17 protein-coding genes, 2 rRNA genes and 1 pseudogene (1 of these 20 only partly in view) are annotated in these 20,137 nt (G+C 74.1%); 6 read left to right on the top strand and 14 right to left on the bottom strand.

Features of this window, described 5'->3' with window-relative positions:
- Positions 1 to 79 precede the first annotated feature (79 nt).
- The 10 genes from COUCH_RS14015 to COUCH_RS13970 all read right to left on the bottom strand — a co-directional run bounded on the left by COUCH_RS14015 (position 80) and on the right by COUCH_RS13970 (position 10,669).
- Complete coding sequence (locus COUCH_RS14015; protein WP_249612510.1) at positions 80 to 1,204, bottom strand: glycosyltransferase family 4 protein; 1,125 nt, start codon at positions 1,202 to 1,204, stop codon at positions 80 to 82.
- The gene (gene murJ / locus COUCH_RS14010; RefSeq protein WP_249612509.1) at positions 1,201 to 2,778 is read right to left on the bottom strand and encodes a murein biosynthesis integral membrane protein MurJ; all 1,578 of its coding nucleotides are present in this window, start codon (positions 2,776 to 2,778) and stop codon (positions 1,201 to 1,203) included. The genes COUCH_RS14015 and murJ overlap by 4 nt, the downstream gene beginning before the upstream one ends.
- Positions 2,775 to 3,638, bottom strand: a complete 864-nt coding sequence (locus COUCH_RS14005; protein WP_249612508.1) for a hypothetical protein — start codon at positions 3,636 to 3,638, stop codon at positions 2,775 to 2,777. The genes murJ and COUCH_RS14005 overlap by 4 nt, the downstream gene beginning before the upstream one ends.
- 95 nt (positions 3,639 to 3,733) lie before the next feature.
- Positions 3,734 to 4,663, bottom strand: a complete 930-nt coding sequence (locus tag COUCH_RS14000) for a copper transporter (protein WP_249612507.1) — start codon at positions 4,661 to 4,663, stop codon at positions 3,734 to 3,736.
- A 64-nt stretch (positions 4,664 to 4,727) separates the two neighbouring features.
- Positions 4,728 to 5,906, bottom strand: a complete 1,179-nt coding sequence (gene steA, locus COUCH_RS13995; protein WP_249612506.1) for a putative cytokinetic ring protein SteA — start codon at positions 5,904 to 5,906, stop codon at positions 4,728 to 4,730.
- Between the two features lie 143 nt (positions 5,907 to 6,049).
- Positions 6,050 to 7,795, bottom strand: a complete 1,746-nt coding sequence (gene recN, locus COUCH_RS13990; RefSeq protein ID WP_249612505.1) for a DNA repair protein RecN — start codon at positions 7,793 to 7,795, stop codon at positions 6,050 to 6,052.
- 50 nt (positions 7,796 to 7,845) lie between these two features.
- Entirely contained in the window at positions 7,846 to 8,733 is an 888-nt protein-coding gene (locus tag COUCH_RS13985) for an NAD kinase (RefSeq protein ID WP_249612504.1), read from the bottom strand.
- 43 nt (positions 8,734 to 8,776) lie between these two features.
- Positions 8,777 to 9,637 (bottom strand): TlyA family RNA methyltransferase, encoded by an 861-nt coding sequence (locus COUCH_RS13980; RefSeq protein WP_249612503.1) that lies wholly within the window; start codon positions 9,635 to 9,637, stop codon positions 8,777 to 8,779.
- Between the two features lie 28 nt (positions 9,638 to 9,665).
- Complete coding sequence (locus tag COUCH_RS13975; RefSeq protein WP_249612502.1) at positions 9,666 to 9,968, bottom strand: hypothetical protein; 303 nt, start codon at positions 9,966 to 9,968, stop codon at positions 9,666 to 9,668.
- The gene (locus COUCH_RS13970; RefSeq protein ID WP_249612501.1) at positions 9,965 to 10,669 is read right to left on the bottom strand and encodes a phasin family protein; all 705 of its coding nucleotides are present in this window, start codon (positions 10,667 to 10,669) and stop codon (positions 9,965 to 9,967) included. The genes COUCH_RS13975 and COUCH_RS13970 overlap by 4 nt, the downstream gene beginning before the upstream one ends.
- A 136-nt stretch (positions 10,670 to 10,805) precedes the next feature.
- Here COUCH_RS13970 and COUCH_RS13965 point away from each other — a divergent pair, with 136 nt between their 5' ends.
- The 5 genes and pseudogenes from COUCH_RS13965 to COUCH_RS13945 all read left to right on the top strand — a co-directional run bounded on the left by COUCH_RS13965 (position 10,806) and on the right by COUCH_RS13945 (position 14,708).
- Positions 10,806 to 11,141 carry an alkyl sulfatase C-terminal domain-containing protein gene (locus COUCH_RS13965; RefSeq protein WP_249612500.1) on the top strand — a complete coding sequence of 112 codons (336 nt, stop codon included), beginning with the start codon at positions 10,806 to 10,808 and terminating at the stop codon, positions 11,139 to 11,141.
- A 77-nt stretch (positions 11,142 to 11,218) separates the two neighbouring features.
- Positions 11,219 to 12,109 (top strand): ABC transporter ATP-binding protein, encoded by an 891-nt coding sequence (locus tag COUCH_RS13960; RefSeq protein WP_249612499.1) that lies wholly within the window; start codon positions 11,219 to 11,221, stop codon positions 12,107 to 12,109.
- Positions 12,102 to 12,623, top strand: a pseudogene (locus COUCH_RS39165) (ABC transporter permease); the annotation flags it as partial. The gene COUCH_RS13960 and the pseudogene COUCH_RS39165, both read left to right, overlap by 8 nt.
- 304 nt (positions 12,624 to 12,927) lie before the next feature.
- Positions 12,928 to 14,058 (top strand): sensor histidine kinase, encoded by a 1,131-nt coding sequence (locus COUCH_RS13950; RefSeq protein WP_249612497.1) that lies wholly within the window; start codon positions 12,928 to 12,930, stop codon positions 14,056 to 14,058.
- A complete protein-coding gene (locus COUCH_RS13945) occupies positions 14,055 to 14,708 on the top strand; it encodes a response regulator transcription factor (RefSeq protein WP_249612496.1) in 654 nt (217 codons plus the stop codon). Before COUCH_RS13950 ends, COUCH_RS13945 begins: the two co-directional genes overlap by 4 nt.
- A 3-nt stretch (positions 14,709 to 14,711) precedes the next feature.
- Here COUCH_RS13945 and COUCH_RS13940 read toward each other — a convergent pair whose 3' ends face one another.
- Complete coding sequence (locus COUCH_RS13940; protein ID WP_249612495.1) at positions 14,712 to 15,695, bottom strand: HAD-IIA family hydrolase; 984 nt, start codon at positions 15,693 to 15,695, stop codon at positions 14,712 to 14,714.
- Positions 15,692 to 16,717, bottom strand: coding sequence for a hypothetical protein (locus tag COUCH_RS13935; RefSeq protein ID WP_249612494.1), 1,026 nt, complete (start codon positions 16,715 to 16,717; stop codon positions 15,692 to 15,694). Before COUCH_RS13935 ends, COUCH_RS13940 begins: the two co-directional genes overlap by 4 nt.
- Between COUCH_RS13935 and COUCH_RS13930 the strand changes: the two genes are divergently transcribed.
- The gene (locus tag COUCH_RS13930) at positions 16,706 to 18,805 is read left to right on the top strand and encodes a hypothetical protein (protein WP_249612493.1); all 2,100 of its coding nucleotides are present in this window, start codon (positions 16,706 to 16,708) and stop codon (positions 18,803 to 18,805) included. The genes COUCH_RS13935 and COUCH_RS13930 overlap by 12 nt on opposite strands.
- A gap of 153 nt (positions 18,806 to 18,958) precedes the next feature.
- Here COUCH_RS13930 and rrf read toward each other — a convergent pair.
- A 5S ribosomal RNA gene (rrf, locus tag COUCH_RS13925) occupies positions 18,959 to 19,075 on the bottom strand.
- Positions 19,076 to 19,169: 94 nt separating this feature from the next.
- Positions 19,170 to 20,137, bottom strand: a 23S ribosomal RNA gene (locus tag COUCH_RS13920) (it continues 2,141 nt past the right edge of the window).

The raw sequence follows: 20,137 nt of genomic DNA, 5'->3' as shown, positions 1-20,137 counted from the left end.
CGGCGTGGCGAGCGCGACGGCGGGGCCGAGTCCGGACGGTCCCCGCGCCGTACCGAGGCGAGCAGGCGCCGCAGCAGGTTCACCCCTGACCCGCCCGGGCGCCGCTGACGGAGGCGTACGCGGCCAGCACGTCCGCCACGGTGTCCGCCTCGTCCGGCCAGGTCGCGGCCTGCCGGGGCCCGCGGGCGGCGTAGTCGGCCCGCTTGCCCTCGTCGGCGAGCATCTCGCGGACGGCGGTGTCGAGCGCGTCCACGTCACCCGGCGGGATGAGCACGGCGGCATCCCCGACCAGCCCCGGCAGCCCGCCCACCGCGGTGGCGATCAGCGGCACGCCCGCCCGCAGCGCCTCCTGCGCGAACAACTGCCGCGCCTCCCAGTCGCTGGTGATCACGGCGAGGTCGGCGCCGGCGAGCAGGTCGGGCACGTCGGTGCGGTGCCCGAGCAGGTAGAACTTGGCGTGCAGCTCGGAGGCGCGCTGGGCCAGCAGCATGTAGCTCGGCCCGGACCCGGCGATCACGGTGACCGGCTGCGGATCCAGCTCCCGCCACCGCCCGGCCGCCTCCAGCAGCACGTCGTAACGCTTCTGCGGGTGCAGCCGGCCCACGGACAGGATCAGCGGCGCGCCCGGCGCCACGCGGAACTCCGCGCGCACGGCGGCGCGGCTGCGCTTCGGCGCAGCGAACTCGGGCGAGGCCACGGCGCCGAGGCGGGCACTGCGGGCGCCCAGCGACAGAGCCCGCTCGACGAGGTCCTCGGAGGCGCCGAGGGTCAGCGCGGCCGAGCGCGCCACGATCCGCTCGACCAGCGCGGAGGCGCTGCCTCGCAGGCCCCGGGCCAGCACGGCGTTGTGCCAGGTCACCACCAGCGGCGCGGGCGGGCGGGCCAGCGCGGCCACGAACCCGGCGCGCAGGCCGTGCGCGTGCACCACGTCGAGGTCCCGGCCGGCCAGCGCCCGGCGCAGCGAGCGGATCGCGCCGGAGTCCTGCGGTCCCGGGCTGGCCGGGATCTCCACCGGCGCGAACTCCGCCCCGGCCGCGGCGAAGCCGAACAGCTCGTCGGTGGCGGCCGGCCCGCAGACCAGCACCCGCCGGCCCGCCGCGAGCAGGCCGCGGGTCAGCGAGGAGACGTGCCGGCCGACGCCGCCGGTGCTGGAGCCCAGCACCAGCGCGACCGTGCCGGAGGTGGCCTGCGCCGCGTCGCTCACCTGCGGTTCCTCCCGGTGACTCTCGAGACCAGCGGATGGAGGTCGCGGCGGGCGGGCGGGTACGCCACCGCGGCGAAGACGACCGCGACCGCGATCCCGCCCAGCATGCCCTGCAGGAGGCTGGTCCCCGCTGCCGGGGTGCCGCCGGAGACGTGGCGCAGCGCCTCCGCCACGCCCCACCCGGCGAACCCGGCCGCGACCGCCGCCACGATACCCACGGCGGCGGCCCGCGGCAGTCCCGTGAGCGACCGGGGGCCGGCGTGGCGGCGTACGGCCAGCCCCAGCAGCAGCCCGATCGCCGACATGCCGACCGCGTTGGCGGCGCCGAGTCCGATGATCTGCCGGTCGGCGGGCAGCACCGCGGAGAGCGCGACGGCGGCCACGGCGGCGATGCCCCACCCGGCGGCGGTGGCGGTCGCGGCGGCCACCGTGGCGCCGCGGGCGTACAGGGCTCGCGACAGCAGGGCGAACAGCGCGTACCCGGGCAGGCCGGGTGCGAAGGCGACGATGCCGGGCGCGGCGGCGGGAGCCCCGACCAGGTACGCCACCGGCCACGCCAGGGCGGCGATCGCGGCGGCGCCGAGGCAGGCGAGCAGCACGACCGGGCGGGCGGTGGCGGCCAGCGATTCCGCGTACGCGTCGTCGTCCCCGCGGGCCACCGCGGCGGCCAGCCGGGGGTAGACGGCCGTGGCCAGCGGCACCGCCAGCACGGCCCAGGGCAGCAGGAACACCGTCTGCGCCGCGTTGTACGCCGTCAGCGCCCCGCCCACGGACACCGCCACGACGACCAGCACCAGAATCTGCTGCGACCCCACGGTGACCGCCCCGGCCCAGCCGAGCCGCAGCGCCCGGCTGCCCTCGTCGCCCGGGAACCGGTAAGCCGGCCTCAGTCGCAGGTGCAGCCGGCTCAGCGGGATCAGCAAGCACAACGCGAGCACGACCACGCCCAGCGTCGTACCGGCGGACAGGATCAGCTCGCCGGTGCGGCTCAGCCCGGCGAAGTCCGTCCGCGCGCCGTCCACCACCGCATAGCTCAGGTACGCCCCCATGACGGTCACGCTGGACAGCAGCGGAGCGATCACCGGCCAGGCGAAGCGGTGGTGAGCCTGCAGCACCCCGGTCAGCACGATGCCGATGCCGTACAGGGGCAGCTGCGGGGCGAACACCCGCAGCATCCGCGCGGCCACCACCTGGTGGTCGGGCGGCACGTCGAGCAGCCCCGCGATCGGACCGGCCAGCAGCGCCACCAGCACCGCCAACGGGACCATCAGCGTGAGCACCCAGGTGAGCAGCGCGGACGCGACCGCGCCCACCCGCTCGCGGTCCCCGGTCTCGGCGGCGCCGGCGATCAGCGGCACCACGAGGCTCGCCAGCGCGCCGCCGGCCACCAGCTCGAACACGATGTTCGGGATGGTGTTGGCCGCGTTGTAGACGTTGGCCAGCCCGTCGGCGCCGACCGTGTGCAGGAAGACGAACGTGCGCCCGAAGCCGGCCAGCCGAGACACGACGGTCAGCACCGTGATGACGGCGGCGGCGCCGGCCACCCCCGCGCGGGTGCGGGCCGTGGAGGTCACGAAGCCGGGCGGCGGCCCAGCGCGTCGAGCTCGCGCAGCCACGGGGTGTCCTGGATGACCTTGGTGAAGCTGACCTTCTCGCTCGCCGCGGTCAGGCCCGCGAGCACGGTCAGCGCCAGCGCGCGCCCGGCCGGTCCGGTCCGCGCCGCGAGGGCGACGCCGAGCAGCGCGCCCAGCGCGTTGGCGCCCGCGTCGCCGAGCATGACCGTCTCCCCCAGGTCGTCGGGGAGCAGCGCCGCGCCCGCGCCGAGCGTGCCGGCGGTCATCGCGCCGCCGCGGCCGGCGACCAGCGGCGCACCGATGATCGTGGCGGCCTTGATCGCCCGGCCGGGCCGCAGGTCGAGCAGGTTGAGCAGGTTGGCCGTGCCGGCGATGACGCCCGCGCCGAGCAGCACGTCACCCGAACGGCGCAGCACGCCGCCGCGGGCCCGCGCCGGGTGTGCGCGCACGAGCGGGTCGCGGGCCAGCAGCGCGGCCGCGGCCAGGCTCGCGGCGCCCACCCCGGCGATCTTGACGAGGCCGCTGGTGACCCGCCCCTCGCGCAGCGCGCCGAGGTGGCCCTTGAAGCCCTTCGCCGTCTTCTGCTCCGGGCGGTTGCCGACCACGTCGTCGTAGAAACCGACCGCCCCGGAGGCCGCTCCCGCCACGACGGCCGCCGCGGCGGCGGACGCGCCGGCGGCCCCGGCGGCGGCACCCAGCGTGGCGCCGGCGGCCAGGGCGGGCCCGCCGGCGAGCGAGACCGTCCGGCCGTGGAAGTTCGTGCGTTCGAGCTCGGCGGAGCGCGGATCGCTGCGCACCCAGGCCAGGGCGGCGCGGGCGGCGAGCGCGCCGATGCCGGACGACTTCACCCTGCTGGCCATGCGTGTGTTCTCCTGACTCGCCGGGGCCGCGCCCACGGCGGCCGACCGCTGAGTCTAGGTGGTGCGTACCCGCGCGCTGCGGCGACGGGGCCGGGTCAGCCGACGGCCTTGGGCAGCAGTGCGGACGCGCCGGCGGACACGCCGTACTGGCCGACCTTGCCGGCCACGACCCGCTCCACCGTCACCATCGCGGTGGCCAGCTGGCCGTACGCGGTGGTCACGTTGTCCACGGTAGACACCTCCTTGACCAGCTTCGGGTCGCCGCGCACCTCGGAGATCAGGTTGCCCTCGCCGATGCCGTTGCCGGCCACCACGACCGGCCGGTTCACGGAGAACTGGGTCGTCAGCGTGACGGCGTTCTGGTTCTTCTTGCCCGCGTCACGGTCGACCGGCGGCAGCCCGGAGACGACCACGGTCGCCTCCGCGCCCGGCGCCATGTCCTTGGAGACCCCGATGTACCCCGGTTCGGTGTACGCCGTCAGCACGGCGGTCAGGTCCTGCTCGGTGACGGCGGGCGCCTTCTGCAGCAGCGCGCGGGCGAGCAGGGCGCTGGACGTCTCCACGCCGTCGCTGTTCTGCGGCAGCCCGTCGGCCGGCACGGTGGTCTGCGACGCCCGCTCGGCGAGGTCGAGCAGCTCGTACGCGTTCGCCGGGTCGAAGAACTTGTCCTCGACGGTGACCCGGCCGGTGATCGTGGCGCCCGCCACCTCCAGCATCGAGGACACGCCGTCCGCGTAGTCCTTGCCGCTCGGCAGCACCACGACGAGGATCTTGCGGCTGGTGAGCTTGCCGTTGAGCAGCGCCGGCGACACCTGGGTGGCGAACTCCTGGCTGCGGTTCAGCTCGTCGCGGTACTGGTTGGCCTGGTCGCGGTAGTTGCTGTTGTCCTTGCTCAGCGCGTCGACGCGGTCCTTGAGGGTGTCGACCACCGGCCCGTTGAGCGCGGCGGTGCCCACCACCAGCCCGATGGCGAGGGCGAGGAAGACCGCGGTGAGCGACACCACGTGGTACCGGAAGTTGATCACGGGAGAAAGCCTCTTGGTCGTTTCGCAGGCGGGTGGCCGGCCAGTTTCGCAGGCGGGTGGCCGGCTAGAAGAGCTGTCCTAACTGGAAGACGAGATTGTCCCACCACTCGGACGCCACGGAGAGGTACGCCTGGCCGACGGTCGACACGGCCACCGCGGAGGCCATCGCCGCGACCGCGGACAGCACGAGCAGCAGCAGCGACGACCCGGAGATGTTCTGCTTGTAGAGCCGGCTCACGCCCTTGGCGTCGACGAGCTTCCCGCCGACCTTGAGCCGGGTGAGGAACGTCGACGCCATGCCGCCGCGCCCCTTGTCCAGGAACTCCACCAGGTTGGCGTGGGTGCCGACGGCGACGATGAGCGAGGCGCCCTTCTCGTCGGCCAGCAGCATGGCCAGGTCCTCGCTGGTGGCGGCCGCCGGGAACGTGGTCGCCTGCACCCCGAGCCCGTGCACCCGGTCCAGCCCGGGAGCGCGCCCGTCCGGGTACGCGTGCACGACCACCTCGGCGCCGCAGCGCAGCACGTCGTCGGTGACCGAGTCCATGTCCCCGATGATCATGTCGGGCGTGTATCCGGACTCCACCAGCGCGTCGGCGCCGCCGTCCACGCCGATGAGCACCGGCTTGAACTCGCGGATGTACGGCCGCAGCACGTCCAGGTCGGCCTTGTAGTCGTACCCCCGCACGACGATGAGCACGTGCCGCCCGGCGATCCGGGTGTCGATGTCCGGCACGCCGACGCCGTCGAGCAGCAGGTCCCGTTCCTGCTTGAGGTAGTCCATGGTGTTCGCGGCGAACGCCTCGAGCTGGACCGACAGCCCTTCGCGGGCGTCGGCCATCGCGGCGGCCACGCTCTGCGCGTCCTGCCGCACACCGGTGGCCACGGGCTCCCCGTTGAGCAGCACGGTGTCGTTGTCGAGGCTGACCAGGTCACCCTCGCTCAGCCGGTCGAAGAGGTCCTCGCCGAGGTCGTCGATGAGCACGATGCCGGCCTGCACGAGCACCTCGGGGCCCAGGTTCGGGTAGCGCCCGGAGATCGACGGCTTGGCGTTGAGCACGGCGGCCACCCCGACGGCGACCAGCGAGTCGGCGGCGACCCGGTCGATGTCGACGTGGTCGATCACCGCGATGTCACCGGGGCGCAGCCGCCCGACCAGGCGCTTGGTCCGGCGGTCGAGACGGGCGGTGCCGGAGACAGCCCCGGGTTCGACGCTCCGGGTCCGGCGCAAGGTGGGAAGTCGCATCCCGGCCATCCTGACACGGCCGATCGAGAGCCTCGTACGCGACATGCACAAGGTCACCCCCAAAAGGGGCAAAACGATCACCCCGCCAGGCCGTCAGGCCGCTCCCCGAAGCCGGCCACCGCGTCTCCGCGGCGGCCGCGCCGTCACGCTCGCTTCTCCCGGTCGGCCACCGCCAGCAGCTCCTCGGCATGCGCGATGCCCAGATCCGAATCCGGCAGACCGGCCAGCATCCGGGCGAGCTCCCGGGCGCGGTCGGTCTCCTCCACGATCTTCACACCGCTGGTGGTGATGGCGCCACCGGTGTCCTTGGCGACCACCAGATGCCGGTCGGCGAACGCCGCCACCTGCGGCAGGTGCGTCACCACCAGCACCTGGTGGGTGCGCGCCAGCCGGGCCAGCCGCCGCCCGATCTCCACCGCCGCCTGGCCGCCCACGCCCGCGTCCACCTCGTCGAACACCAGCGTCGGCGGCCCGCCCGCCCCGGCGAACACCACCTCGATCGCCAGCATGACCCGGGACAGCTCACCGCCCGAGGCGCCCTTCTGCAGCGGCAGCGCGGGAGCGCCCGGGTGGGCGATGAGCCGGAGCTCGATCTCGTCGGCGCCGTCCGGACCGGCCGCCAGAGCGTCGATGGCCGGCTCGTCACGCCCGGCCGAGCGCGGCAGCACCGCGATCTCGACGCGTGCGTGCGGCATCGCCAGCCCGGCCAGCTCGACGCTGACCTGCTCGGCGAAGCGCCCGGCGGCCTCCGTGCGGGCCGCCGTCAGCCGGCCGGCCAGCTCGGCGACCTGCGCCGCGAGCCGCTGGCGCTCCTTGTCGAGCTCCTCGAGCAGCTCGTCGGAGGTGTCCAGCGCCGCCAGCCGGGTGCGGGCGTGGTCGGCCCAGGCGATGACGCCCTCGACGTCGTCCGCGTACTTGCGGGTCAGGGCCCGCAGCGCCGCCCGCCGCTCGTAGATGGCCTCCAGCCGCGCCGGGTCCGCGTCGAGCTGGTCCAGGTAGGCCGACAGCTCGGAGGACACGTCGGCGACGAGCGTGGCCGCCTCCTCCACCCGGGCGGCCAGCTCGCCCAGCGCGGGGTCGACGCCGGCCTGCGCCTCCAGGGTGCGCCGGGCGGTGCCCAGCAGCGTCGTCGCGTCGGGGGTGTCGTCTGTCGCCTCGACGCCGCCCGCCAGCGCCTGCGCCGCCAGGGCCGCCGCCGTGCGCAGCCCCTCGGCGTGCTCCAGACGCTGCAGCTCGGTGCGCAGCTCGTCGTCCTCGCCCGGCTGCGGGTCCACCCGGCTGATCTCGTCGAGGCCGAGCTTGAGCAGGTCGGCCTCCTGGCTGCGCTCGCGGGCGTTGCGCCGCCGGTCGGCGAGGTCGTCCACCACGGTGCGCCACTGGGTGTACGCCTGCCGATACGTCTCCAGCAGCTTCTCGTGCTCCGGGCCGGCGTAGCGGTCCAGGGCGGCCCGCTGCTCGGCGGGGCGCAGCAGGCGCAGCTGGTCGGACTGCCCGTGCACGGCGACGACCTGCTCGCCGACCTCGCTGAGCATCGCGACCGGCATGCTGCGGCCGCCGACGTGCGCGCGCGAGCGGCCCTCGATCGTCACCGTGCGGCTCAGCAGCACGGAACCGTCGTCGTCCACCTCGCCGCCCGCATCGGTGATGCGGGTCTGCACCGAGTCGCCGAGCCCGCCGTCGAGGCGCAGCCGCCCCTCCACCACGGCCCGGCCCGGGTCGGCCCGCACCCGCCCGGCGTCGGCCCGGCCGCCGAAGAGCAGCCCGAGCCCGGTCACCACCATCGTCTTGCCCGCGCCGGTCTCACCGGTGATGGCGTTCATGCCCGTGGTCAGCCGCAGCGTCGTGTCGTCGATGACGCCCAGCCCGGTGATCCGCAGTTCCTCCAGCACAGGCGAACAGTATCGGTGCCCACCGACAATTGCCCACCGCGGGCCGCTCATCAGCGTCGATTACCGCGCCAGCCCTCCACCGGCAGGTGGAACTTCGCCACGAGCGTGTCGGTGAACGGGCGCGGCTTGAGGCGGACGAGGCGTACCGGCAGCTGTCCCCGCTCGACGGTGACCTGGGCGCCCGGCGGCAGGTCCCACGTACGCCGCCCGTCGCAGCACAGCACCGCGAACGACGTGTACGGGTCCACGGTCAGCACGAACGTGGAGGTCGGCGCGGTGACGATGGGCCGGCTGAACAACGCGTGCGCGCTGATCGGCACGAGCAACAATGCCTCCACCTCCGGCCACACCACGGGACCACCGGCCGAGAACGCGTACGCCGTCGAGCCCGTCGGTGTGGCACACACGACACCGTCGCAGCCGTACCGCGACAGCGGCCGCCCGTCGACGTCGACGAGCAGCTCGAGCATCTGCGCGCGCTGCCCCTTCTCGACGCTGACCTCGTTGAGCGCCCACGACTCGGCGATCAGCCGGCCGTCGTACTCGGCGCGCACGTCGAGGGTGAGGCGCTCGTCCACGGTGTAGTCACCGGCGACGATGTCCCGCACGGTCTCGTCGATGTTCTGCAGCTCGGCCTCGGCGAGGAAGCCCACCTTGCCGAGGTTGATGCCGAGCAGCGGCACCTTCGCCGGCCGGGCCAGCTCGGCGGCGCGCAGGAACGTGCCGTCGCCGCCGAGTGCGAACACGATCTCCACGCCCTCCGCGGCGGTCGGGTCGTCCACCGGCGTCACGCCCGGCGGCAGCTCGAGGTCGGCCACCTCCTCGGCCAGCACCCGCACCTCGAAGCCGGCCGCGACCAGGTCGCTCGCGATCGCGGCGGCGTGCTGGGTGCTCTGCCGTCGGCCGGTGTGCGTCACCATGAGCGCCGAGCGGCTCATGCGACGACCTGCCGGTCCGGCGCGGCTGACAACGCGGAGCGGGTCACACGTCCTCCAAGGGGGGCGAATCCGGCGTCGGTACCGACCCGGCGGAGGCTACCGCGCCGGAGGGCCCCGCGGCGACCACCGCCCGCACCCGCTCGGCGTCCACCGGCGGCGCGCCCCGCCGGAACCAGACGAAGAACTCCACGTTGCCGCTGGGACCGGGCAGCGGGCTCGCGGCGACCCCGGCCACCCCCAGTCCCTGTCCGGCCGCCGCGGTCGCCACGTCGACGACCGCCTCGGCACGCAACAGCGGATCGCGGACCACACCGCCGGAGCCCACCCGCTCCTTGCCGACCTCGAACTGCGGCTTGACCATCAGCGCCAGGTCGCCGTCCGGCGCGGTGCAGGCGGCCAGCGCGGGCAGCACCAGGCGCAGCGAGATGAACGACAGGTCGGCGACGGTCAGCTGCACCGGCCCGCCCAGCATGTCCGGGGTCAGCGTACGGACGTTGGTGCGTTCCATGACGGTCACGCGCTCGTCGGTGCGCAGCGGCCACGCGAGCTGCCCGTAGCCGACGTCGACCGCGTACACGTGGGCGGCGCCGCCCCGCAGCAGCACGTCGGTGAAGCCGCCGGTGGACGCGCCCGCGTCGAGGCAACGGCGCCCCTGCACGGCCAGGCCCGCGAACGCCTTGAGGGCGCCCGCCAGCTTGTGGCTGCCGCGTGAGACGTACTCGTCGGCCGGGTCCTCGCCGGTCACCACGACCGGGTCCGCCGGGTCGATCATCGTGGCGACCTTGGCCGCCACCGTGCCGCGGACCTGCACCCGGCCGGCCGCCACCAGGGCGGCGGCCTGCTCCCGGGAGCGGGCGAGCTTGCGGCGCACGAGCTCGGCGTCCAACCGCGCGCGGCGGGCCATCAGGACACCCTTTCGGGGGTACGGGTCATCAGCGGTCGATGCTCGCCAACGTCTCCTGCAGCACCTGATGCGCGGCCTCGTACTCGGCGATCTGGTCGCCGGGCGCGAGCGTGGCGGCGTTGGCCAGCGACTGCAGCACGGCGTCGACGGCGGGGTGGCCGGTCTTCTCCGACCCGTCGAGGATGCCGGGGCTCGCCTCCACCCGCGGCGGCGCGGAGGGCTGCCCCGGCGGCGGCGCCGGACGGAACCCGCCGGGCGGCGGCGCCGGGCGGAAGCCACCGGGCGGCGGGCCCGGGCGCGGGACGGGCGGCTGCTGGTTCGGGTACGTCACGAGGCCTCCGGCGTCGAGGATTCGGGGCTCGCCGCCTTCTTGGCGGCCGCGCTCTTCGCGGGGGTGGTCTTCTTCGCCGCGGCCTTCTTCGCGGCGGCCTTGGCGACCTTGGTGGCCTTCGCCGGCACCGCCTTCTCGGGCGCCTCGCGCGCGGGACCCGTCGTGGCCGGCGTCGGCGCGGCACCGGCCGGGCCGGGCGCGGCCTTCTTCGCCGCCTTGCGCACGGGAGCGGAGGTCGTCGTGCCGGCGGCGGGCATCGCGTTCGGCGGCGTCGCCTTGACCGCCTTCTTCGCCAGCGCCTTCTTCACCACGGCCTTCTTGGCCGGCGGCACGACCGCCGCCGGGCCGGGCTCGGCGATGGTCAGGTCCGCCGCGCCGCCCCCGGCCGCGTCGGCCCGGGTCTGCGCCGCGCGCAACTGCTTCTCCAGGTCGCGTACGCGGGCGGTCAGCTCCGAGACCTCGTCGGCGGTGGCCAGGCCGACCTTGCCCAGCGCGCGGTCCACCTCGTACCGGACGAGGTTCGTCAGCGCCTCACGGTTGGCGACCCCGGTGGACATGAGGTCCTCCACGAGCCCCTGCAACTGCCCGGCGGTCGCGCCGCCCTTGGTCAGCAGCTCGGAGGCCACCTTCTGGGCCCGCTTGCGCGGCGCCTCCGTCAGCCCGAGCGCCATCTCCAGATACGCCCGCCATGCGTCCTGCATGTCCCTCTCCCCTCGCGCCCGTGCTATTGCCGATCGTGCTCCTCGCAACGTGCTGGTGCCACGCTACAAGGCATACCCCGCCCGCTCGTCGGGTACCGTGCGTACGGCGTCGGGTGTCGCGGAGGGAGCGGGCTGAATGGCGAGCGCGGACGAGTGCCGGCAAGCGTTGCACGACCTGGCGGCCCGGCTGGACGGGCACGCCGAGACGCGCGGCAAGCTCGACCTGGACCGCACGCTCGCCTGCCGGGTGCCGGACCTGTCGACGGCGTTCCACGCCCGGCTCGCCGGCGGCCGCCTGCTCGACATCGCGGACGGTGACGACCCGAAGGCGAAGATCGCCCTGACCGCGAACAGTGACGATCTCGTCGCGCTGGTCACCGGCCGGCTGGACGTCACCCGGGCGATCGCCTCGCGCCAGGTCTCCGTGAAGGCCAACCCCTTCGACCTGCTCAAGCTCCGCAAGCTGCTCTAGGCGTACGTCCGGGGGCGTAGCGAGAGGGCCGCCCGGCAACGGATGGCGCAGGCGCCGGCCGCGGCGACGATGGCGGCATGACAGCACCCGTCGAGACCCGGGGCCTGACCAAACGGTACGGCTCGCTCACCGCCGTCGACTCGCTGGACCTGCACGTACGCGCCGGCGAGGTGTACGGCTTCCTCGGCCCCAACGGCGCCGGGAAGACCACCACGCTGCGCATGCTGCTCGGGCTCGTCCGCCCGACCGCCGGGCAGGTACGCCTCTTCGGCCACCCGCCGGGACGCCTCGACGCCGTGGGCGCCCTGATCGAGGGGCCGGCCTTCTACCCGTACCTGAGCGGACGCGACAACCTGCGCGCGGTGGCGCGGCATGCCGGCGTGCCCGCCTCCCGGGTCGCGGCGGTCCTCGGCCAGGTGGAGCTGACCGACCGGGCGGCGGACCGGTACGCGGCCTACTCGCTGGGCATGAAGCAGCGGCTGGGCGTCGCGGCGGCGCTGCTGAAGGATCCGCGCCTGGTCGTGCTGGACGAGCCCACCAACGGCCTCGACCCGGCGGGGATGGCCGACATGCGCCTGCTCGTGCGCCGCCTCGGCGCCGCGGGGTGCACGGTGCTGCTGTCCAGCCACCTGATGAGCGAGGTGCAGGAGCTGTGCGACCGCGTCGGCGTCATCGCGAAGGGCCGGCTGGTCGCCGAGAGCACCGTCGCCGGACTCCGCGGGGAACCGACGCTGCGGCTGGTGGCAGAACCGCTGGACGCGGCCGCCGATCGGGCGCGCACGCTGCTCGGTGCTGACGCCGTACGCGTGAACGGCGACGGCCTGGACCTGGCAGTGCCGCCGCGCCGGGCCGCCGAGCTCAACGCCGTCCTGGTCGGCGCGGGCATCGCGGTGAGCGAGCTGCGGCCGCAGGAACGCAGCCTGGAACAGGCATTCTTCGACCTGACGGGAGCGACCGGCCATGCGTGACCACATCCGCGCCGAGACCCTCAAGCTGGTACGCCGCCCCGCGACATGGGCACTGCTCGCGATCGCGGTCGCGCTGAGCCTGACCTTCACCTACCTCATCCCGTACGCCGGATATGCCGGCGGCACCGGCGGACCGCGAGCCGAACGCGGCCTGGCGGCGCTGCTGCCCGATCAGCTCGTCGGCAACTCGGTCGGCGGCCTGCCGGTGTTCCTGGGCGCCCTCATGCTCATCCTCGGCGTGCTCGCGGTGGGCGGCGAATACCAGTGGGGCACCTGGAAGACCGTGCTGACCCAGAACCCCGGCCGGATCATCGTGTACGCCGCCAAGCTCGTGACCCTCTGCCTCGCGACCCTGACCGGGCTGCTCGCCGTCTTCGCCGCGGGCGCGGTCGCGAGCGCCGTCATCGCCGTCGCCGAGGACCGCCCGCTCGCCTGGCCCGGCGTGGCCGACCTGCTCACCGGCATCGGCGCGGGCTGGCTGATCGCGGCGATGTGGACGGTGCTCGGCGCGCTGCTCGCCATCGCGCTGCGCGGGGTGGCGCTGCCGGTCGGGCTCGGGCTCGTGTGGCTGCTGGCCGTGCAGAACCTGCTCGCGCTGATCGCCGCTCCCCTGCTGGACTGGGTCGCGCAGCTGCAGAGGGGGCTGCCCGGCCCGAACGCCGGTTCGCTGGCCGCCGCCCTGGGGCGGCCACCGACACCCCGGGCGTGCAGGCCACCGTCGGCGCGACGCAGGCGGTCCTCGTCGTCGGGGCCTACCTTGTGGCGTTCGCCGTCCTGGGCGGACTTCTGCTGCGCCGCCGTGACATCCTGTGAGCCTCATGGACCGGCTGCGTCCCCTCCGCGCCGACGGGCCGATCGCGCTGGCGCTGCTGGCGGTCGGCCTCTCCGGCACGGCCCCGGCCGGGCGCAACCAGGGCATCGACCACATCCCGTCCTGGGCGTACGCGTGCGTCACGGCGGCCGCGCTGGCGATGGCGTTCCGGCGCGCGTACCCGTCGCCCGCGCTCGCGACGACCACGGCGGCGGTCGGGCTGTACCTGCTGGGCGGCAACCCGTTCGGTCCCGTCCTGCTCAGCCTGCTCGTCGCCGTGTACACGATCGGCGCCCAGCGGCCGCTGCGCCGGGCGGCCACCGCCGCGGGCGTCGTCCTGGCCGTGCTGGTGCCGTGCGCGCTCATCGGTCTCGGCCTGGACCTCGACGCGGTCATGCCCCAGGTGGCGTGGGTCGCCGGTCCGCTCGCCGTCGGCGTGACCGTCCGGGTGGGCCGCGAACAGGTCCTCCAGGCCCGCCGCGACGAGGCCCGCCGCCAGGCCGACGCCGAACGCCTCCGGGTCGCCCAGGAGGTGCACGACGTCGTCGGGCACGGGCTCGCGGCGATCACCATGCAGGCCGAGATCGCGCTGCACCTGCTGGACAAGGAGCCGGCGCCGGCGTCCCCGGCCCGCGACGCGCTGACCGCGATCAGCCGCACCAGCCGCGAATCCCTCGACGAACTGCGCGCGACGCTCGGGGCCGTACGCCGCGGCGACGACGCGGACGACCGTGCTCCCGCGCCCGGGCTCGCCCGGCTCGACGACGTGGTGGCGCGCACCCGGGCGGTGGGCGTACCCGTGACGGTCGAGGCCGACGGCGCGCTCACCGGCCTGCCCGCGGCGGTGGACCTGGCCGCGTACCGGATCGTGCAGGAGGCCCTGACCAACGTGCTGCGCCACGCGGGCACGGCGACCGCGCAGGTCCGCCTGCACCGCGACGACGAGTGCCTGACGGTGTCGGTGACCGACACCGGCCGGGGCCCGTCGGCCGGTTTCCCGGCGGCGGACGTCCCGACGGCCGGGCACGGCCTTGCGGGGATGCGGGAGCGGATCGGCGCCCTGGGCGGGTCGTTGTCCGCCGGCCCGGGCCCGGACGGCGGCTTCCTGGTCACCGCGACGATCCCGGTCCGCCGATGATCTCCGTCGTGGTCGCCGACGACCAGGACCTGATCCGCATCGGCCTGCGCACGCTGCTGTCCAGCGAGGACGACCTGAGCGTGGCGGCTGAGGCGGCCGACGGGCTCACCGCGGTCGGCCTGACCCGCGCGCACCGCCCGGACGTGGTGCTGATGGACATCCGGATGCCCGGCATCGACGGCATCGAGGCCACCCGGCGCATCGCCGCGGACCCCACGCTGACCGCCACCCGGGTGATCGTGCTGACGACCTTCGAGCTCGACGCGTACGTCTTCGACGCGCTGCGGCACGGCGCCAGCGGCTTCCTCACCAAGGACACCCGGCCCGCCGAGCTCATCCGCGCGGTCCGCCTGGTCGCCGCCGGCGAGGCCCTGCTGTCGCCCTCGGTGACGCGCCGCGTCGTGCGCGAGTTCGCCTCCCGGCCGGCCCGGGTGCTGCGCCCGCACCCCCGGCTGGGCACGCTCACGGACCGCGAACGCGAGATCGCCGGGCTGGTCGGCGAGGGCCTGAGCAACGACGAGATCGCGGCACGGCTGCGCCTGAGCCCGGCCACCGCGCGGACGCACGTCAGCCGGGCCATGGTCAAGCTGGCCGCCCGCGACCGGGCCCAACTGGTCGTCTTCGCGTACCAGTCGGGCCTGGTGGATTAGCCGTCAGCCCAGCCAGTCGTGGAGCAGCCTCGCTGCCGCGTCCGAGCCGGGCTTCGGCTTCCCGCCGTCCCACACGTACGCCGCCAGCACGCGCAACGCGTCCACGGCCGAGCCGTCGCCGTCCAGCCGCCCGTCCGTGAGCCGCCACCCGCCGGCCTCGTCCGCGCCGGCCGGGATCCGCGCGTCCCCGGCCGCCCCGAACAACCCGGACAGGTCAGCGGCCACGTACGTCGGACGCCGCGACGGCGGAGCGGCCAGCACCTCGGCCGGCCCGCTCACCCCGGTCAGCACGAGCAGGCTGTCCATACCCGCGCCGACCGCACCCTCGATGTCGGTGTCGAGCCGGTCCCCGACCGTGAGCGGGCGCTGCGCCTTCGACAGCGACGCCGCCGTCTCGAACAACGCCGGCGCCGGCTTGCCGACCACGACGTCCGGCTCCCGGTTCAGGGCCGTCCGCAGCACGGACACCAGCGACCCGTTGCCGGGCAGCGGCCCGCGCGGGCTCGGCAGCGTCCGGTCGGTGTTCGTGGCCATCCACAGCGCCCCGGCCCGGACGGCCAGCGACGCCTCGGCGAGGATCTTCCAGCCCACGTCCGGCCCGTACCCCTGCACGACCGCCGCCGGTGAATCCTCGGCGCGCTCGACCACGGTGAGGCCCGCGTCGCGGACCTCCGCCCGCAGCGCCTCCGCGCCGACGACCAGCACCGGGGCGCCCGACGGGAGCCGTTCGGCCAGCATCGCCGCGGAGGCGCCGGCGGAGGTCAGCACCTCGCCGGCGGCCGCCGGCACACCCATGCCGGTGAGCAGCCCGGCGACGTCGGCGGCGCGCCGGGAGGCGTTGTTCGTGGCGTACGCGACCGGGACGCCGTCGGCCCGCAGCCGCTCGACCGCCTCGGACGCGCCGGCGATCGGCTTGTCGATCAGGTACACGACGCCGTCCAGGTCGAAGATGACCAGGTCGTACGCATCGACAAGCCGACCGCTCACGCGTTGCCCTCGGCCCGCGGCTCGTCCGCGTCGGCGCGCCCGCCGACGAACTCGTCGCCGGCGGCCTTCGGAGCCTCGTCCTCGTCGTCGTCCTCATCCGCCGCGGCGGCCGGCTCGTCGGCGATGTCGGTCTCGTCGCCGGCCAGGTCGTCGTCCTCGTCCTCGTCGGCGTCGGCCGCTTCGTCCTCCGGGGAGTCGATGCCGGCGTCGACGTCGAACTCCTCGCCGTCGACCAGCTCGTCCTCGTCGGCGTCGGCCTCCCGCTCGCCCGTCTCCTTGTCGTCGAGGAACGCCGCACCGTGGTACGCCTCGTCCTCGTCCTCATCGTCGTCCGCGGAGTCGTCCTCGTCGAGGTCGGCGTCGTCGCCGTCGGCCACCGCGGTCTCGTCGCGGCCGGCCACGGCGGTCTCGCCGCTGTCGCCCTCGTCGTCCTCGTCGTCGTCACCCTCGATGGTGACGCCGTCGAGCTCGAGCAGCCGCTCCGCCGCGTCGGTCACGTCGTCCTCGTCGGCGGCCGCGGCCCGCGAGAACCACTCCCGCGCCTCGTCACGCCGGTCGGCGGCGAGCAGAGCATCGGCGTACGCGTACCGCAGCCGCGCCGCCCACTCCGCGTCCTCCTCCGTGGTCAGCTCCTTGACCTGCAGCATCGCCACGGCGGCGTCGTGCTGGCCCAGGTCCCCGCGGGCACCCGCGGCCACGATCAGCAGCTCGATCGCGCCGGCCTTGTCCATCGCCTCACGGTCGGCGCCACGGAAGAGATCGATCGCCCGTTCCGGCCGGCCCAGGGCGCGCTCACAGTCGGCCAGCTCGGCCAGGTGCGTCTGCCGCCCGGTCATCCGATGGTACGTACGCAGCTCGGCGATGGCGGTCGTCCAGTCCCCCGCGGCGTACGCGGCGAGCCCGACGGCCTCCCGCACCACGGCGATCCGCGAAGCCAGCCGCCGCGCCGCGACCGCGTGCTGCAACGCCAGCTCGGAATCCTCGTCGATGATCGTCCCGGCCGCGACGAGATGCCGCGCCACCCGGTCGGCGGTGTCCCGCGACAGGCTCAGCAGCTCGGCGCGAACCTCCTTGTCGAGGTCGCTCGCGGCGATGTCCTCGGGAATCTCGGGAGCCTGGAACGCGGGCTGCTGATCGTCGCGACCCTGCTCACCGCGGAATCCGCCGCGCTCACGGTCCCGGTCACCCTGGTACCCGCCGCGCTCCTGACCGCGGTCGCCCTGGTAGCCACCCCGGTCCCGGCTGCCCTGGTCCCTGTTGCCCTGGTACCCGCCGCGGTCCTGGTAGCCGCCGCGGTCCTGACCCCGGTCGCCCTGATATCCGCCGCGGCCCTGGCCCCGGTCGCCCTGGTACCCGCCACGGTCCCGGTCTCCCTGGTAGCCGCTGCGCTCCTGACCCCGGTCGCCCCGGAACCCGCCCTCGCGCGGCTGACGGTCGCCCTGCGGGCGGTCACCCTGCGGACGGTCGCCCTGCGGGCGATCCCCGTACGGCCGGTCGCCGCCACGGAACCCGCCGCCACCACCGCTGCGGTTGCCGGGCCGGTCACCGCCCCGGAACCCGCCCCGGTCGTCCCGGAAGCCGCCCCGGTCGCCCTGCGGACGGCCGCCGGCCTGCCCCCGGTCACCCCGGAACCCACCGGAGCCACCCTGGAAGCTGCCTCGCGCGCCGCCCTCGGACCGAGGCGCGTCGCCACGGTCCCGGAAGTTGCCCCGGTCGCTCTGGTAGCCGCCCCGGTCCTGACCCCGGTCGCCCTGGTACCCGCCACCCTGGCGCGGGCCCCGGTCACCCTGGAAGCCGCCCTGACGCGGGCCACGGTCACCCTGGAAACCACCCTCACGGGGGGCACGGTCGCCACGGAAGCCACCCTCACGCGGAGCCCTGTCGCCGCCCTCGCGGGGACCCCGGTCGCTCTGGAATCCACCGCGGTCCCGGCTGTCCCCGCGGAAGCCACCACGGTCACGGTCACCACCGCGGAACCCGCCGCGGTCGCCGTAGCTGCCACGCTCACCGCTGCCACCGCTGCGGAACCCGCCACGATCGCCGCCGCCCGAGTAACCGCCACGGTCGCCGCCACTGCTGCTACCGCCACGGTCACCGCCGGCGCTGCCACCGCTACGGAAGCCGCCACGATCGCCGCCGGCCGGGTAACCGCCGCGGTCCCGGTCGCCGCCACGGAACCCACCGCGGTCACCGCCGCCGCTGTAGCCACCACGGTCACGGTCACCACCGCGGAAGCCGCCACGGTCACCACCGGAGTAGCCACCCCGGTCGCCGCCGCCGCTGCTGCCGCCGCGGAAGCCGCCACGGTCACCACCGCCGCCGCCACCGCTACGGAAGCCGCCACGGTCACCACCGGCGCTGCTACCGCTGCCTCCGCTGCGGAAGCCGCCACGGTCGCCGCCGCCGCTGTAGCCGCCACGGTCACTGCTGCCACGTTCGACGCTGTTGCCCCGGAACCCGCCGCGGTCGCCGTAGCTGCCACGCTCGCCGCTGCCGCCACGGTCGCCGCCACTGCGGAACCCACCACGGTCACCGCCGCGGTCCGCACCACGGAAGCCGCCACGGTCACCGCCGGAGTAGCCACCGCGGTCCCGGTCGCCGCCACGGAAGCCACCCCGATCGCCGCCGGAGTACCCACCGCGGTCCCGGTCGCCGCCACGGAAGCCACCCCGGTCACCGCCGGAGTATCCGCCACGGGAACCGCCGTCACGGTTCCCGCCGCTGTATCCGCCGCGCCCACCGTCCCGGTTCCCGCCGCGGTCACTGCCGCCGCTGTATCCGCCGCGGTCGCCGCCGCCGGTGTAACCACCACGGTCGCCGCCCCGGCCACCGTCGCGGTCGCCGCGGGGGGCGCCACGGTCACTCTGATAGCCGCCGCGGGATCCACCGTCGCGGCGGGGGGCACCCCGGTCGCCCCGGTCACCGCGGGGGTTCGCGCCGGATCCGCCGTCCCGACCGCCGCCTGGCCGGCCCTCGTCGTCGCGGTTGCCGCCGTCCTGCGGTCCTGGGTTCACGGGTCAATTCCTTCCAACGTTCGGCATTGCCGTCGCACTATGGTCGATGGCCGCCGGAGCACTTCCGCCACGGGGGGGCACTACGGGTACGTCTGATCAAGGTCCGCGGCGCACCGGGCGCCGCGGCTGAACCGCTCGGGCGTGCACGGGCACACCGGTCGAGCGTCCGTCCAACGCTACTAGGCGCCGGACGCACAAAAGCAGTCGAGGGCCAACCCCCGTAGGGGAAGGCCCTCGACTGTACGTTGAGTCCGGCGGCGTCCTACTCTCCCACACCCTCCCGAGTGCAGTACCATCGGCGCTGGAGGGCTTAGCTTCCGGGTTCGGAATGAGACCGGGCGTTTCCCCTCCGCTATAACCACCGAAACACCTATCAGCGGTACAACCAACACACCCAGCATGCCGGGGATGGTTGTTTGCTGTGAATCACACAGTGGACGCATAGAGGATCAAGTTTAGGGTGGTTAAGCCCTCGGCCTATTAGTACCGGTCGACTGAACCAGTTACCTGGCTTACATCTCCGGCCTATCAACCCAGTCGTCTAGCTGGGAGCCTTACCCACTCAAGGTGGTGGGATACCTCATCTCGAAGCGAGCTTCCCGCTTAGATGCTTTCAGCGGTTATCCCTTCCGAACGTAGCCAACCAGCCGTGCCCCTGGCGGGACAACTGGCACACCAGAGGTTCGTCCGTCCCGGTCCTCTCGTACTAGGGACAGCCCTTCTCAAGTATCCAACGCGCACGGCGGATAGGGACCGAACTGTCTCACGACGTTCTAAACCCAGCTCGCGTACCGCTTTAATGGGCGAACAGCCCAACCCTTGGGACCTGCTACAGCCCCAGGATGCGACGAGCCGACATCGAGGTGCCAAACCATCCCGTCGATATGGACTCTTGGGGAAGATCAGCCTGTTATCCCCGGGGTACCTTTTATCCGTTGAGCGACACCGCTTCCACACGCAAGTGCCGGATCACTAGTCCCGACTTTCGTCCCTGCTCGACCTGTCAGTCTCACAGTCAAGCTCCCTTATGTACTTACACTCAACACCTGATTGCCAACCAGGCTGAGGGAACCTTTGGGCGCCTCCGTTACCTTTTAGGAGGCAACCGCCCCAGTTAAACTACCCACCAGACACTGTCCCTCGACCCGATCAGGGCCGCAAGTTAGATACCCAAATCCAACAGAGTGGTATTTCAAGATTGCCTCCACCCGAACTGGCGTCCGAGCTTCACCGGCTCCCACCTATCCTACACAATTGCATTCAGATACCAATGTCAAGCTATAGTAAAGGTCCCGGGGTCTTTCCGTCCTGCCGCGCGTAACGAGCATCTTTACTCGTACTGCAATTTCGCCGGGCCTGTGGTTGAGACAGTGGGGAAGTCGTTACGCCATTCGTGCAGGTCGGAACTTACCCGACAAGGAATTTCGC

It is taken from the genome of Couchioplanes caeruleus (genome assembly GCF_023499255.1).
In the GTDB taxonomy this organism is placed as follows: Bacteria; Actinomycetota; Actinomycetes; order Mycobacteriales; family Micromonosporaceae; genus Actinoplanes; species Actinoplanes caeruleus_A.
The sequence above is the reverse complement of the archived record's forward strand: the minus strand, read 5'-3'. Positions and strand labels throughout refer to the sequence as shown.

Coding starts and splice junctions, on each gene's coding strand:
- COUCH_RS13960 (WP_249612499.1), top strand. CDS start 11,219: ATGACAGCACCCGTCGAGACCCGGGGCCTGACCAAACGGTACGGCTCG.
- steA (WP_249612506.1), bottom strand. CDS start 5,906: ATGCGACTTCCCACCTTGCGCCGGACCCGGAGCGTCGAACCCGGGGCT.
- COUCH_RS14005 (WP_249612508.1), bottom strand. CDS start 3,638: ATGGCCAGCAGGGTGAAGTCGTCCGGCATCGGCGCGCTCGCCGCCCGC.
- COUCH_RS13965 (WP_249612500.1), top strand. CDS start 10,806: ATGGCGAGCGCGGACGAGTGCCGGCAAGCGTTGCACGACCTGGCGGCC.
- COUCH_RS13930 (WP_249612493.1), top strand. CDS start 16,706: ATGCCGCGCCACCCGGTCGGCGGTGTCCCGCGACAGGCTCAGCAGCTC.
- COUCH_RS13980 (WP_249612503.1), bottom strand. CDS start 9,637: ATGGCCCGCCGCGCGCGGTTGGACGCCGAGCTCGTGCGCCGCAAGCTC.
- COUCH_RS13945 (WP_249612496.1), top strand. CDS start 14,055: ATGATCTCCGTCGTGGTCGCCGACGACCAGGACCTGATCCGCATCGGC.
- COUCH_RS13950 (WP_249612497.1), top strand. CDS start 12,928: ATGGACCGGCTGCGTCCCCTCCGCGCCGACGGGCCGATCGCGCTGGCG.
- COUCH_RS13970 (WP_249612501.1), bottom strand. CDS start 10,669: ATGCAGGACGCATGGCGGGCGTATCTGGAGATGGCGCTCGGGCTGACG.
- COUCH_RS13985 (WP_249612504.1), bottom strand. CDS start 8,733: ATGAGCCGCTCGGCGCTCATGGTGACGCACACCGGCCGACGGCAGAGC.